The sequence below is a fragment of the Paraburkholderia oxyphila NBRC 105797 genome (assembly GCF_000685075.1).
GTDB classification, from domain to species: Bacteria; Pseudomonadota; Gammaproteobacteria; order Burkholderiales; family Burkholderiaceae; genus Paraburkholderia; species Paraburkholderia oxyphila.
In genome coordinates, this window is record NZ_BAYD01000039.1 from 1 (window position 1) to 13,090 (window position 13,090).

11 protein-coding genes are annotated in these 13,090 nt (G+C 62.5%); 8 read left to right on the forward strand and 3 right to left on the reverse strand.

All coding sequences use genetic code 11. From position 1 onward, the window contains the following. Positions 1-120: 120 nt before the first annotated feature. Positions 121-537, forward strand: a complete 417-nt coding sequence (locus tag BO1_RS52330) for a nuclear transport factor 2 family protein (protein ID WP_043286045.1) — start codon at positions 121-123, stop codon at positions 535-537. A gap of 37 nt (positions 538-574) precedes the next feature. On the opposite strand, the gene BO1_RS23165 is transcribed toward BO1_RS52330, so the two are convergent. Continuing rightward, complete coding sequence (locus BO1_RS23165) at positions 575-1,477, reverse strand: LysR family transcriptional regulator (RefSeq protein WP_028219590.1); 903 nt, start codon at positions 1,475-1,477, stop codon at positions 575-577. Between the two features lie 215 nt (positions 1,478-1,692). On the opposite strand from BO1_RS23165, the gene BO1_RS52335 reads away from it, so the two are divergent. Beyond that, the gene (locus BO1_RS52335) at positions 1,693-4,578 is read left to right on the forward strand and encodes an ATP-binding protein (protein WP_052409562.1); all 2,886 of its coding nucleotides are present in this window, start codon (positions 1,693-1,695) and stop codon (positions 4,576-4,578) included. 19 nt (positions 4,579-4,597) lie between these two features. On the opposite strand, the gene BO1_RS52340 is transcribed toward BO1_RS52335, so the two are convergent. Next, positions 4,598-5,335 (reverse strand): response regulator transcription factor, encoded by a 738-nt coding sequence (locus BO1_RS52340; RefSeq protein WP_052409563.1) that lies wholly within the window; start codon positions 5,333-5,335, stop codon positions 4,598-4,600. 394 nt (positions 5,336-5,729) lie between these two features. Here BO1_RS52340 and BO1_RS23180 point away from each other — a divergent pair, with 394 nt between their 5' ends. Further along, entirely contained in the window at positions 5,730-6,251 is a 522-nt protein-coding gene (locus tag BO1_RS23180) for a DUF302 domain-containing protein (RefSeq protein WP_043286048.1), read from the forward strand. A gap of 97 nt (positions 6,252-6,348) precedes the next feature. Beyond that, on the forward strand, positions 6,349-7,266 hold the full coding sequence (locus BO1_RS23185; RefSeq protein ID WP_028219592.1) for a LysR family transcriptional regulator: 918 nt from the start codon (positions 6,349-6,351) through the stop codon (positions 7,264-7,266). Here BO1_RS23185 and BO1_RS52345 read toward each other — a convergent pair. Continuing rightward, complete coding sequence (locus BO1_RS52345) at positions 7,263-7,949, reverse strand: TetR/AcrR family transcriptional regulator (protein WP_043286051.1); 687 nt, start codon at positions 7,947-7,949, stop codon at positions 7,263-7,265. The two genes, BO1_RS23185 and BO1_RS52345, sit on opposite strands and share 4 nt — an antisense overlap. 292 nt (positions 7,950-8,241) lie before the next feature. Here BO1_RS52345 and BO1_RS23195 point away from each other — a divergent pair, with 292 nt between their 5' ends. The 4 genes from BO1_RS23195 (at position 8,242) to BO1_RS23210 (ending at position 13,043) form a co-directional block, all read left to right on the forward strand. Beyond that, positions 8,242-9,036, forward strand: a complete 795-nt coding sequence (locus BO1_RS23195; RefSeq protein WP_245643883.1) for an enoyl-CoA hydratase/isomerase family protein — start codon at positions 8,242-8,244, stop codon at positions 9,034-9,036. A 2-nt stretch (positions 9,037-9,038) separates the two neighbouring features. Then, positions 9,039-10,274, forward strand: coding sequence for a CaiB/BaiF CoA transferase family protein (locus tag BO1_RS23200; protein WP_028219594.1), 1,236 nt, complete (start codon positions 9,039-9,041; stop codon positions 10,272-10,274). Further along, positions 10,264-11,598, forward strand: coding sequence for a fumarylacetoacetase (gene fahA, locus BO1_RS23205; protein ID WP_028219595.1), 1,335 nt, complete (start codon positions 10,264-10,266; stop codon positions 11,596-11,598). Before BO1_RS23200 ends, fahA begins: the two co-directional genes overlap by 11 nt. A 206-nt stretch (positions 11,599-11,804) precedes the next feature. Next, positions 11,805-13,043: an MFS transporter gene (locus BO1_RS23210; RefSeq protein ID WP_245643885.1), complete on the forward strand. Its 1,239-nt coding sequence runs from the start codon at positions 11,805-11,807 to the stop codon at positions 13,041-13,043. The last annotated feature ends 47 nt before the right edge of the window (positions 13,044-13,090 follow it).

Sequence of the window (13,090 nt, forward strand, 5' to 3'; positions counted from 1 at the left end):
GTACGACAATAGAGCACGCAACTGATTTTATGACACAGTAGTACTAACAAGAGCTAACAACCGGGCGCCCCGGTTTTGCTAGCCTAGCGGATGAAAAGCAAGCAGCAGCAGAGGTGAATCATGCCCCTCATGAACCCGAGTACGAGCACCTGGCGAGCGATCGCCGGCACCATTGCCAGCTCCTTCGTTGACGCCGTCAACGCCAGCGACGCTGACCGGTTAGCTAACCTCTTCATCGAAGATGCGTACCTGAACGACCAGTTGCGCGACTTTTGGGGAAAGGAAGCGATTGCGCGTTGGATACGCGACGAGATCGTCGCCGAGCGGTTCTATATGAACGTTACCGATGCGCGCTTACACTTTGGCGATCTCATGCTCAGGGCGGAAGTAGGCGGCGATTTTGAGAAGATGGGATTGCCATCACCGCTGATACTGAGCTTTATCTTTACGTTCTTCGACGACAAGATCGCGCGTCTGCTCATCTTGCTGAACCGTCCGGACGAAGCGGAGCCGGAAATCAGGATCGGCACTGAGTGAGCACTCACAATGAGCACCCACAACCACCGGCCTGCAATCAGGCCCGTTCCGCGAAGATCCCGATAACCCGCTCACGCAGCCACTTCACCTTGGGATCCTGCACAAACCGGCGATGCCAGTAAACCTTCAGGTCATAGCGCGGAATCTCAACGGGCGGCTCAACAACGCGCACGTCCATCAAGTCGGAAAAGACATCGGCGACGGTCCTCGGCAAGACCACCACGAGGTCCGATTCCGCAATGACGATTGGAATGCTGAGGTAATGTGATGTTTGCAGAACGACGTTTCGCTTAACCTCTTTCTGAGCCAGTGTGGCCTCGACCCTCTCCTGAGTGCGGCTGCCATCTTTGACGAAAACCTGTTCAGTAGTGGCAAACTGATTCAAGGTCATGCGTGGACCCTTGATGCGATGGCCCGATCGCACCATGCAGACGAAGTCATGCGAAAAGAGCCGCCGCTGAAAAAATTCGGCCTTCTTGAGATCGGGAAAATAACCCAGCGCCAGGTCCACTTCTCCGCACCCTAGCGCCTCCTCGAGCTGTTCGGGTGCAAGGCTGACGCTTTTCACAAGCGCGCGCGGCGCTTGCTCGCGGATGTGCCTCATCAAGGTGGGCAGAAAGACGATCTCGCCAATAGCGCTGAGGCAAAACACGAACTCGACATCGTCCGCTTGCGGATCGAATTCAGGTGGCCTCAGGATATCGTGATCAATGGCGTCGAGGACTTGCCTCGCCTTGCCGGCGAGCGTGTCCGCGCGCGGCGTCGGCAACATGCCGTCGGCCTGTCGAATGAACAAGGGGTCGGCCAGCGACTCGCGCAGCCTGCCCAGCGCGGCGCTGACCGCGGGCTGGCTCATCCCAAGCTGCTGCGCCGCCTTCGTCACGCTGCCCGACTCGTGGATAGCGACAAGCACTCGCAATAAATTCAGATCGAGCTTCATGGTTATCCATAAAGCAAATAATCCACATCATAAACATTTGCTGGGAATATGGCCGCAAGCTGGCTAAATTGTCGGCACGCGCCGACGGGGTGGAAGCCGATTCGAAAAAGGCGCACTATCATTTCCACTCGGCAGGCCGGCAACACGCGGCACGGTGGGATTCCAAACGAGGGCGGCCTCAGGGAATGGCGGCTCGCGCTAAAGGGATGGCTGCAATGCATCGAACAACAACGCACAGCACCACGTGGCGAGCCTCGTTTGGGCCGTTCACGCTGTCTCCATCGGAGCGCCTGCTCGAACGCGATGGCTTGCCCGTGCGGCTCGGCGGGCGAGCGCTCGACCTGCTCGTCGCGCTGGTCGATTCGGCCGGGGAAATCGTCAGCAAAAAGGATTTGATCGCGCGTGTCTGGCCCGATGTGGTGGTCGAAGAGGGCAGCCTGCGCTTTCATATCGTCGCCGTGCGCAAGGCGCTTGGGGAAGGCGACGCCGGCGGGCGCTATATCGTCAACACCGCCAACAAGGGCTACACGTTCGTCGCCGTAGTCGAGCGCCATGAGCTCGAAGCGCCGCTCCAGGCGTCCCCGCTGCGCACGGCAAGGGCGCTGCCGGCGCCGGCCTCTTCGGTAGTCGGGCGCGACGAGGACGTCCAGCAGGTCCTCGCGAACATGCTGCAGCAGCGGCTCGTCTCCATCGTCGGGCCGGGCGGCATCGGCAAGACGACAGTTGCCATCGCTTCGACACATTCGGCCATCCGGCAATTCAATGGCGACGTGCATTTCATCGACCTTTCGGCAATCGCGGACGCGGGGCTCGTGCGCTCGTCGGTGGCAAGCGCGGTTGGGCTGCAGAACAGGCTCGATGATCCGGCCGCGCTGGCGGCCCATCTGGGCGAGCGCCACGCGCTGATCGTGCTCGATTGCTGCGAGCACGTCATCGCGGCGGTCGCGGAGCTTGCCGAGCTGCTGGTTCAGCAGTGTTCGAGGCTCCATATTCTCTGCACCAGCCGCGAGCCGCTGCGCGCGCAAGGGGAGTGCGTTTATCGTCTGCAGCCGTTGGCGTTTCCGCCCAAAGGCGAGGGAACGACCGCCGCCGCCGCGCTCGCTTACCCGGCAGTCAGGCTGTTTGTGGATCGCGCAACGGCGAGCTGCGCGGGCTTTGAACTGAGCGATAGCGACGCGCCGCTGGCGTCCCAGCTCTGCCGCGAGCTGGACGGCATCGCGCTGGCCATCGAGCTGGCGGCGGGCCGTATCGAGGCGCTGGGCCTCAAGGCCATTACCTCGCACTTCGATGCCAGCGTGAGACTGATGTGGCACGGCAGGCGCACGGTCGTGCCACGCCACCAGACACTGCGCGCCACGCTCGACTGGAGCTTCAATCTGCTGTCCGACGACGAGCAACGTCTGATAGGCAGGCTTTCCGTTTTCGCCGGAAGCTTTACCCTTGACGCGGCCATCGCTGCCTGTTGCAACGACCACGACCCATCCGTCGCCATCGAGCTGATTGCGTGTCTCGTGTCGAAGTCGCTCGTCACCGTCGATGCCGGGCAAGCGACGCTGCGCTATGGCATGTCGGATACGACCCGGGCCTACTGCGCGAAGAAGCTGTCCGAGTCCGGGGAGCGGGCCGCTGCCATGCAGCGCTTTTCCCGCTATTTCGCGGACTGGGTACAGCACTATGCGGCCGATGTCCTCGACAAGGACGCGCTCGAGGCCGTGAAGCTCGAACTGCCCAACCTGCGCACGGCCGTCGAGTGGCTGTTCGCCAACGGCGGGAAGGATGCCGAGGCATTCCGGCTGGTGGCTTCGCTCTGTCCTTTGCTATTGCAATTGTCGAACGTCACCGAATGCTCTCGCTGGGCAGAGGCCGCGCTGGCGCAGTTGCCCGCGGAGCTTGTCGGGTCGCGCCATGAAATGCGGATACAGGGCGCGCTAGGCCAGTCGCTGATGTTCTCGCGAGGCGGCAGCGATGCGGAGGCCGCCTATCGCCGCGGCATCGAGGTGGCTGGGCAGCTCGGGGATTTCCGCAGCACGCTGCATCTGCTCAATGGCTACGCCGTCCTGCTGCACCGCGACGGCCGGTACAGCGATGCGCTCGCGACCGCTCGCAAGACGCAGTCGCTGTTGTCCGAGTTGAAAGACGCGGAGTCGCACGCCATTGTCGATTCCCTGATGGGCGTGGCGCTGCACCTCGTGGGCGAGGTCGAGGAGGCCATGCAGCATTGGGAACGGTGTTTTGCCCGAAGCTTCGGCGCCTCGTCCAGCACGACCTCCAGGCTCGGATTCGACTTTCATAATCGCGCCATGTGCGGCCGCGCCCGCAGTCTGTGGCTCACTGGGCGCTATGCGGAAGCGCTTGCCGTTGCCGACCGGACCATCGCCGATGCGCGCGATTCGGGCCACGCGGTCACCCAATGCATCGCGCTCATCTGGGCCGGGTCGGTGTACGTCTGGGCGAGGGATGTCGAGCGGATGCAAAGCGTGGTCGAGGCGCTCGAGCACGTCGCGAAGCGCCATTCGCTCACGCCGTATCTCAGTGTTGCATGCGTATTGCGCGGGCAGTTGTCGATTACGCGAGGCCGGCCAGCCGATGGCGTCGAACTCATCCGCTCTGCCGTGGACGTGCTTCACCGCTACCAGTACGAAATGATTACGAGCGTCTCGTTGGCGATGCTGGCGATCGGACTCTCGGACATGTCGCTGCATGCGGCTGCGCTCGCGATGTGCGACGAGGTCGAGGAGCTCATTCGCACTTGCGGCGATTTCCTTCGCATGCCGGAACTGCTGTTCGCTCGCGGATATTGCCAGGCTGCCGCGGGTCAACTGGAGCTGGCCGAAAGCAGCTATCTGGCCGCAATCGAACTCTCCCGCTCACAAGGGGTAAGGTCGGGACAGGTCAGGGCGGCCGTCGTACTGGCTCAGCAGTGGATCGGCACCGGGCGTGCGCAGGATGCACAACGTTTGCTGCGCCCACTCGTCGAAGACGCTGGCGACGAGACTTCCCTCGACCTCTCGGTTGCCCGCAGTGTGCTTGGGCAAGCCGCTCCGACCGATGCTGCGAAGATGCAGGACGGCACGGAATTGTCCGGCGGCTCGAGGGACTGAGCGCGCGAGTCCGCGGCGCTCACATGACCGCACATGCCGACTCGTCGCCCTGGGGGACGAGGAAGGGCTGGGACAGCAAGGCACGGCGTTGCCGGTTCGTCGCGCCCGGGGATTTGACTCGCCGCGATGATGCGGCCGGCAGGTCCATGAGGCCCCGTTCAGTGGCGATCCGCGCCGCTTCGGTACGGCAACTGGCGTCGAGCTTGCCCATGATCGACTTGACGTGGGCTTTCACGGTTCCGACCGCGATCTCGAGGTCGCGCGCGATCGATTTGTTGCATAGTCCCATCGTCAAGAGCCGCAGCACTTCGTCTTCGCGGCTCGTCAGCACCTCGCGCTGGGAGACCTGTGCCATCTGCCAGCGGATTTGCGGGCACAGGTAGCGGCCGCCGCTCGCCAGGGCCCGCACGCCTGCAAGGAGATCGTGGACCGGGGAGCGGGTCAGCACGAGGCCCCGAATGCCTTGTTCCAGGGCGCAGCGGACGGCGTGCTCGCGCGCCTGGGCCGAGATCGCCAGGATGGCGGCGAACTCGAGCCGCGGGCCGAGACGCTGGCGCTGCCGATCGAGCGCGAGCGCCGCCGCAGTGTCCGTATCCGCGACCAGCACGTCGACGTTGCGTCCGCCGCAGGCGTGCTCGGAGTCGATGAGCTGGATGTCCGGCTCAGCCACGAGGCTCGTGCGCACGCCGACTGCCAGAAGGGGTTCCGCGACGCAGACGAGCACGGCGACTCGCTGCCCGGTTTCGCGCTCACTCATTTCACTCTCCTTGGGCGTTGGCAGATGTTCTTGCTGTGCCTATATCTTTGCCGGGCAGCGCTGCGGAGTCGAGTTATGCGTTGTTGGCACTTGCAAGTTGGGTGCAATGCCGCCGCAACAGAGGTAAACGAACATCGACACTTCGCCGTTTTCGCCCTTCCAGGACTAACCGGACGGTCGGAAACGGAAAACCCGCAAGCCGCGTCGCTCCGATGGGCACCGCGTTCGGCGGCCGTCTCCGAAGCTTTCGCTCAACAATCTGTTGTCGCTGCAGTCAACTTTCGGTGCAAGAAGCGCGGATATACTCGTATCGAGGGCTGGCCACTATTCAGAGTGCAACCCGGATGCGAATGAGCCCCCTCCGGGGGAAAACGACAGTATTGGAGCCTTTTTGATGAGCAGCGAAGTCGCAGTGGTTGAAACGCAATTTGCCGGCGTGCGTGTCGAGGTGAGGACGCCTGCGTCCTTTGACGACGTAGTGGAGCGCCTCAACAAGCTCTGCGGGAAGTCGTCCATTCCCGAACTGGTGAAGCTCGCCGGAGAAGACATTTCGGAAGGCACTTATGTGAAGGAAGTCGAGCGGCGCTTTGTCGGCGAAAGCGGCTTCATGCTGTTCAGTGAGATCGATCACGGGGGCTGGATTGCAAAATTCGGCATCAAGCGCCGGACCGTGCGATGGATCCTCGGGAATCCGCTGATTGCGATTACCATGCTGCGCCACGACATCTCCGCCGGTCTGTTTGCCCCTGTTGAAGTGCTGCTGACCGAGGCGAGTGACGGCGAGGGAACGTTCGTCACCTATGTCCGCCCCTCGTCACTCATCGTGCTGGGCGACAATCCCGAGCTCAAGCAAGCTGCACAAGCGCTCGACCGGAAGTTCGAATTGCTGATCGAGCGCATTACCGCGCCCCATTGATCGAGCCTCGAGCATGTAAATTTCGCTTCGATTCGAGTCTATAGTTTCGGAATGCGAATCAATCGATTAACCCCGAAGATGACATGCTGGCGGGCCAATGGACTATATCGAAAGCTTGCGTATTTTTCGTGCCGTCGTCGAGGCAAAGGGCTTCAGGCGCGCGGCTGACGTGCTGGACACGACGCCGCCTGTCATTTCCCGGGCCATCGCCATGCTGGAGCAGCGTCTTGCGACCCGCCTGTTCAATCGCACTACAAGGCAGGTGTCGCTTACGGAGCCGGCTGAGCGCATTTATGAGCGCTGCTGCCGAATTCTGGATGACCTTTCGAACCTTGAAACGCAGATGACCGGCGAGACTCAAGTGCCCTCCGGCGTGCTGCGGGTGGTCGCGCACACCACGGCCACGAACAACCGCCTCGTCCCGCTCATCGCGAGGTTCAAGCGCAAGTATCCCGAAGTCACCCTCGATATCACCATGACGGAGCGTCCAGTCGATCTTGTCGCCGACGGGTTCGACCTGGGCATCGTGTTGCCGTTCATGCTGAGCTCGGAACAGGCCGTGACCCGGCTGCTGGAGCGGGTGCCGCTTGGCATCTTTGCGACAGAAGCGTATCTGGCGAACCACCCGCGCCCGCAGACGCCCGCTGACCTCACCGGGCACAAGTTCGTGGTGATGCCGCCTTCCTTGCGCAAGCCTGCGCTGACGTTCCGCGGCGCAGGGCAAGAAGGTGTTGCGGTGCCGATCAGCTATGACGTCGCATCGAACAGTTCGATTTTTAACCGGGAGATGGTCCTTCGCGGCCTGGGGATCGGCGCCTTGCCGGTCCCGCTGGTTCAGGAGGAAATCCGCTCGGGCAAGCTCGTTCGGCTATTGGACCAGTTCAAGATCAAGGAGGGAGAAGTGGAGATCAGGCTGGCCTATAACACACGCACGCTGATGCCGGCGAAGGTGCGGGCATTCATCGATTACGCGAGCGAGTTCTTCGACGAACTGGCCCAGGATCAGGCAGCCTAAGCTTCAGCGTGCCGCTTCGCTGCCGGCAAGCCATTCATCACTTTCTCGAGATGGGCCGGGCCCGCGTCAATGGCGCTCAGGAACACGGAGATCGAGAAGTGGATCATCTGATCGAGTCGAACGGGAAGATCCGATCGCGGCACCCGGTCGGAAAGGATCAGGGTCGCGAGCCCATGCTCGACGCTCCAGGCCGCGTGCGTGACCAACGTCAGCGCGCTTTTTTTCCAGCCGCTTTCGAGCGCCGCCTGCTCGACGACCTTTGCGAACAGCCCGAATGATTTCGATGCTTCTTCGGTAAGTTCGGGATACGAATCGCGAGCGACGATCCGGGGCCCAACCATCAAGTCGAACAACCCTTTGTGCGTTTGAGCAAATTCGACGTACACCCTCATCATCCGATAGGCCTTGGTCATGGTCGGGTCATCGGACATCAAGATGCCGCTGCGGATTCTCGCGAGATCACTCCATCCGTCGGCCGCGATGGCCGCGAGCAACCCCTCCTTGCCCGCGAAATGCCGTGATGGCGCTGCCTCGGAGACCCCGACGGCGCGCGCCAGGTATCTGAGACTCAGTTCACGAGCGCCAACTTCTTCGAGCGCGCGGCGGCCCTCCGCGATCAGGGCGTTGCGCAGATCGCCGTGGTGGTAGGGCGTGGCGGCCGCAGGGGACGGTTTCGAACTCACAGTGCAAGAAGGGTCGGTAAAGGGGGCGAGTCATTATAGGCGGGCGTCTTTCTGGCACGCAATGATCTCGCCCCGGCGCCCGGGGAAATGGGGATCGGTTGAGTGGCACGCGCTTCGATGGCCTGGGATTACCCTGGTTTGCATCTAAGTTAACACTGTTATCATCGAGCCATACAGAACCTCTGTCTGAATGCCGGGACGATTGCAGGAAACCCGGCTTCAGCACTGAAGTTTCTTATGCCATTTCGGCATCCTATGTATTTTTCCGAGCGTTTCAACCACCCCGCCCGACATGGCGTCGGGCCACGATGCAGGACGAGAGATGAGCACTGTCGAGTTTGAAAAGGACGGCGCAGTTGGCGTCGTCACGATGTCGAAGCCGCCCCATAACCTGATCGAGAATAACTTCTTGAATGACCTTCTCGCGGCCTACGGCAAGGCCGTCGCTGAAGGTTGCCGCTCCATCCTGTTGCGCAGCGGCATGCGCCACTTCTGCGCTGGCGCCGACGTTGCCGGATTCACGGGCGGTGCCCGCCGCCGCGATCATGCTGCCCTCGAGGAGCTGCTCGACGCGCTCGAGAACGTTCCGTTGCCCTCGGTTGCCGCGGTGCACGGCGGCGCGCTGGGTGGCGGATTCGAATTGGCGCTGACCTGCGACATGATCGTGGCGGCCGATACTGCGTTCTTTGCCGCGGCCGAGGCGAGCCTCGGTCTGCTGCCGTTGCTCGGAGGCGTGCAGCGTGTCGTCCAGCGTGCGGGCCCGGCCCGTGCGAAGGAGATCGCCATGTTCGGCCGGCGTCACGACCCCGTGGCCCTGGAGCGTTGGGGCGTCATCAACCTCGTGACAGCCGAAGCGGAGCTGGCGGCCGTGTCGATGTCCTGGGCGCGCCAGTTGGCAGCCGGCCCAACGGTCGCCCTGAAGGGGATCAAGACGCTGGCCAATCTTTCGGCGCGCCACGGGATTGCGGGTGCCGATGCGCGCCAGACCGAGATCAGCAACATGATGTGGGCCAGTGCCGATCAAAAGCGCGGCCTTGAAGCGTTTGCAAAGTCGGGCCCGGGCTCGGCCATTTTCGAGGGGAACTGATCATGGGTGCTCCTCTCGAGGGAATGAAGGTGATCGACTTCACGCGCGTGCTGGCGGGACCGCTGTGCACGAAGACGCTACGCGATCTTGGCGCCGAGGTGATCAAGATCGAGCCGCCGGGCGGCGACTCGGGCCGTGGCGGTGTCCCCCACATCGGGACGATGTCGGTCTACTACGCGCAGCAGAATGCGGGCAAGCGCAATCTCAGCCTGGACCTGAACTGGCCCGAGGCGCGAGCCATCGTCACGGATTTGTGCCGCGAAGCCGACATCATTGTCGAGAACTTCCGGCCGGGCACGCTGGCCCGCTTTGGGCTCGGCTATGAGCAGGTGCGCGAATTCAATCCTGGGGTCGTGTACGTGTCGATGAGCGGTTATGGCCAGACCGGGCCGTGGCGCAACCGCCCGGCTTTTGCGCCTACCGTGCAGGCGGAAACGGGGCTGACCGACATTCTGCGCGAGCACTATGAGTTCGGTCCTGACGAGATGAAGAACGACGCGTGCAGCCATGCCGACGTCTATACGGGCCTGCATGGCGCCATCGCCGTTCTCGCCGCCCTGCAACATCGGAACCGGACCGGCGAAGGCCAGCACGTGGATGTCTCGATGGCCGCCACGATGCTCGCGGTCAACGAGCGTGCAGGCGCGCAGCTCTCCGGCGTGGACACCAACGGTGAGCCCCCCGCGTTGAGCGCCACGGAATCGCATATCTTCCGCATGCCCGATGGCCGCCACGTCACGATCGCGGCCAGCCCGATCTATACGCCCATGTTCCTGCGCTTCTGTTCGATGATGCGCCGCACCGATCTGCTGCTCGATCCCCGGTTCGCGTCGGCCCATCTGCGTCGGCAGAACCTCGCCGCGCTGCTGGCGGAAGTGCGGGCGTGGATTCTGACTTTCACCGACCTGGAAGAACTGCAGGCGCAGGTCAGTGAACAGGGGCTCGCAATCGGCGTCGTTCGCACTACCAATGAACTGGCGGAATCAGAATGGGCCGCGGATTGGGGGGCCATCGTGGAGGTCGACGACCGCAACGGCGGAACGATGCGTATGCCGGGTTCGCCGTGGCGGTTCAGTGGCGCAACCTTGCCGGCGCCCGGAATTCCCGCCTTTCAGGGCGAGCACAACATCGAATTGCTGACCGAGCGGAACGTCGACCCTGCGCTGATCCAGGCGCTCCGCGAGCGCCGGATTCTGTTGAGCCGCAACAGCCTGCGCGGGGACTTCGATGCGCCTTGATCACACGCACGACGTCGGCGCGAGGAGTTGGGTCGAATCGGCCAATGCGCTTCAAAGTGCGTTCCCTCTGCAGAATCTGCCATTCGCCGTGTTTCGTCGCGCGGGCGCGGCGGAGGCATTTCGCGGGGGCGTCGCTTTGGGCGACTACGTCATCGACCTCGAGGCAGTGGCGGCGCTCGGTGGTCTTTCCGGCATGGCAGCGCAAGCTGCCAGCGCGTGCGCCCAGCCTACGCTGAACGCGTTCTTCGCGTTGGGGCCGGACGCATGGCGCGCCTTGCGCCATGCGCTCTTCGCAGGGTTCAAGGCGGGCGATTCGGCCGCACGTACTGGCGTTTCGATTGATGGGCTCACGGGCTGTCTGGTGCCGCGCAATGAGGTCGAGTACGCGCTGCCGGCACAGATTGGCGACTACACGGACTTCTATACGTCTGTCGATCACGCGCGCAACATCGTCAAATTGATGCGTCCTGATGGCTCGCTGTCGCCGAATTTCCAGTGGATGCCGATCGCCTACCACGGCAGAGTGTCGAGCATCGGATTGTCGGGGCAGCCTGTGCGGCGGCCGGTTGGGCAGCGCCTCGCGGCTGGAAAGCGCGAGCCTGAACTCGGCCCGTCTGCCCGGCTCGACTACGAAATGGAATTGGGCATTTTCATTGGCGTGGGTAACGAGCAGGGGACGCGCATTCCCGTCGAGTCGGCGGATGAACACGTGTTTGGGCTCTGTCTGCTCAATGACTGGTCGGCGCGCGATATTCAAGCGTGGGAGTCGGTGCCGCTTGGACCGTTTCTCGCCAAGAACTTCGCCACCACGATTTCTCCGTGGATCGTCACCATGGACGCGCTCGCGCCGTTTCGCGCGGCGCTGGCTCGACCCGAGGGAGACCCGCAGCCGCTCGACTACCTCGCCTCGCAGGCGTTGCCCGATCACTCGGCGTTCGACATCCAGCTGGAAGTGGCGCTCGAAACGGCGGACGCACGGCGCAGCGGGAGGCGCGCCAGCCGTCTTTCTCGCACGAGTTTCCGCCACCAGTATTGGAGCATCGCGCAGATGGTTGCGCACCACACGATCGGTGGGTGCAATCTCCGCTCAGGCGACCTGCTGGGGAGCGGAACCATCTCCGGGCCGACGGCTTCCGAGGCCGGTGCATTGATTGAGCTGTCTCGGGCCGGTCAGTCACCCGTCAAGCTCGACACCGGCGAGACGCGCGCATTCCTCGAAGACGGAGACGCCGTTGTCATGAGCGGCTGGTGCGAGCGTCCCGGTTTCGCGAGCATCGGCTTCGGCGAAAACCGCAGCGAAGTCCTTCCCGCAATTCTGGACTGAAAGAGTGTCCGTCTGGGCAACACCCGGACGGACCCATTTTCAAGTCATCCTGAAAAAAGATCGGGACATTTGTGCCTGGAGACGAACCCATGAGCGTGTTGTGCGAAACAGACGCAGCAAAACCGGTCAGTCAATCGGACCGTGAGCTGAGCAAGGCATTTTTGTCGTCGGAGTGGCGCATCATTCCGCTGCTCTTTTGCTTGTGGATGCTGGCGTGGGTGGACCGCGCCAATGTTGCCTTTGCGAAGCTTCAGATGCTGTCCGATCTGCACTTTACCGAAACGGCGTACGGGCTCGGCGCCGGCCTGTTCTTCCTCGGCTACGTCGTGATGGGGGTGCCAAGCACCGCGCTCCAGCAACGGTGGGGCGCGCGGACCGTAATCTCGGCAATCGCAATTGGCTGGGGCATGACGAGCGTCGCGATGATGTTCGTGAGCTCGCCCACGGTGTTCTACGCGCTTCGCTTTTTACTCGGTGCGTTCGAGGCGGGATTCTATCCCGGCGTCATTCTCTACTTCAACGAGTGGTTTCCGACGAAGCGCCGGACGCGCAATTTCAGCATCTTTCATTCCGCGGCGATCTGCTCGACCATTGCGGTTGGCTTGAGCGGCGGCTTCGTGCTCGAACACATGAGCGGGGTGTTGGGCCTCGCCGGCTGGCGGTGGATGTTCGTGCTTCAGGCCGTGCCCACCGTGTTGCTCGGCTGCGTCGCTGCATTTTTGCTACCCGATGGACCCGCTAACGCCCGTTGGCTCTCCGCTCGCGAACGCGAGATGATCTTGCAGAGTATCGCGGAAGACCGGCAGAAGTTTGCTCCTGCCTCCGGCCATTCGTCGGCGCTCTTTGCCAATCCGATGCTCTGGATGCTGGCGGGAATCTACTTCTGCATTTTGACCGCAAATTCCGCTCTGGGATTCTTCATGCCGACCATCCTGCATGAAGCGGGCTTTGGCGGATACCGCGAAATCGGAAATGCAATTGCAGCAATCTGCCTGCTCGGTGCGGCCGGGAACATCGCTTTTTCGACCTTCGCGAGCCGATATCGTGATAACCGCTGGTTTTGCGCGATGGCGTCGCTGGTTAGCGTGATCAGCTTGATGGTGCTGGTCTTTGCGTGGCACAGCAACCGGACGACGACGTTCTGCACGCTCGTGCTCGCCATTGCGGGAACCGGTGCAGGCGTGTCGTTATTCTGGCAAATCCCCACGCGGTTCCTGAAAGCGGGCGAAACGGCGCTGGCTATCCCGCTCATCAGCTCGATTTCGAACCTCGCGGGTTTCCTCACGCCGTGGTTGACCGGCTACGTGCGGGACCTCTCGGGAAGTTACGCAAGCGGATTTATCACGGCGGGTGCGGTTCAGGCTATTTCGGCGGTTTTGCTGGTTGCCGGGATTCCTCTGATCGCGCGGCGAATGCAGTCAACCATTCAGGCGACTAAGGTCTAGCACCGAAGATCGCGCTGGAACAATCAACGAAGACTACCTCTGATAAA

Bases quoted from the DNA above. Each gene is read 5' to 3' on its own strand.
- BO1_RS23185 (WP_028219592.1), top strand. From the start codon at position 6,349: ATGGACTATATCGAAAGCTTGCGTATTTTTCGTGCCGTCGTCGAGGCA.
- BO1_RS52340 (WP_052409563.1), bottom strand. From the start codon at position 5,335: ATGAGTGAGCGCGAAACCGGGCAGCGAGTCGCCGTGCTCGTCTGCGTC.
- BO1_RS23180 (WP_043286048.1), top strand. From the start codon at position 5,730: ATGAGCAGCGAAGTCGCAGTGGTTGAAACGCAATTTGCCGGCGTGCGT.
- fahA (WP_028219595.1), top strand. From the start codon at position 10,264: ATGCGCCTTGATCACACGCACGACGTCGGCGCGAGGAGTTGGGTCGAA.
- BO1_RS23210 (WP_245643885.1), top strand. From the start codon at position 11,805: ATGCTGGCGTGGGTGGACCGCGCCAATGTTGCCTTTGCGAAGCTTCAG.
- BO1_RS52335 (WP_052409562.1), top strand. From the start codon at position 1,693: ATGCATCGAACAACAACGCACAGCACCACGTGGCGAGCCTCGTTTGGG.
- BO1_RS23195 (WP_245643883.1), top strand. From the start codon at position 8,242: ATGGCGTCGGGCCACGATGCAGGACGAGAGATGAGCACTGTCGAGTTT.
- BO1_RS23200 (WP_028219594.1), top strand. From the start codon at position 9,039: ATGGGTGCTCCTCTCGAGGGAATGAAGGTGATCGACTTCACGCGCGTG.
- BO1_RS52330 (WP_043286045.1), top strand. From the start codon at position 121: ATGCCCCTCATGAACCCGAGTACGAGCACCTGGCGAGCGATCGCCGGC.
- BO1_RS23165 (WP_028219590.1), bottom strand. From the start codon at position 1,477: ATGAAGCTCGATCTGAATTTATTGCGAGTGCTTGTCGCTATCCACGAG.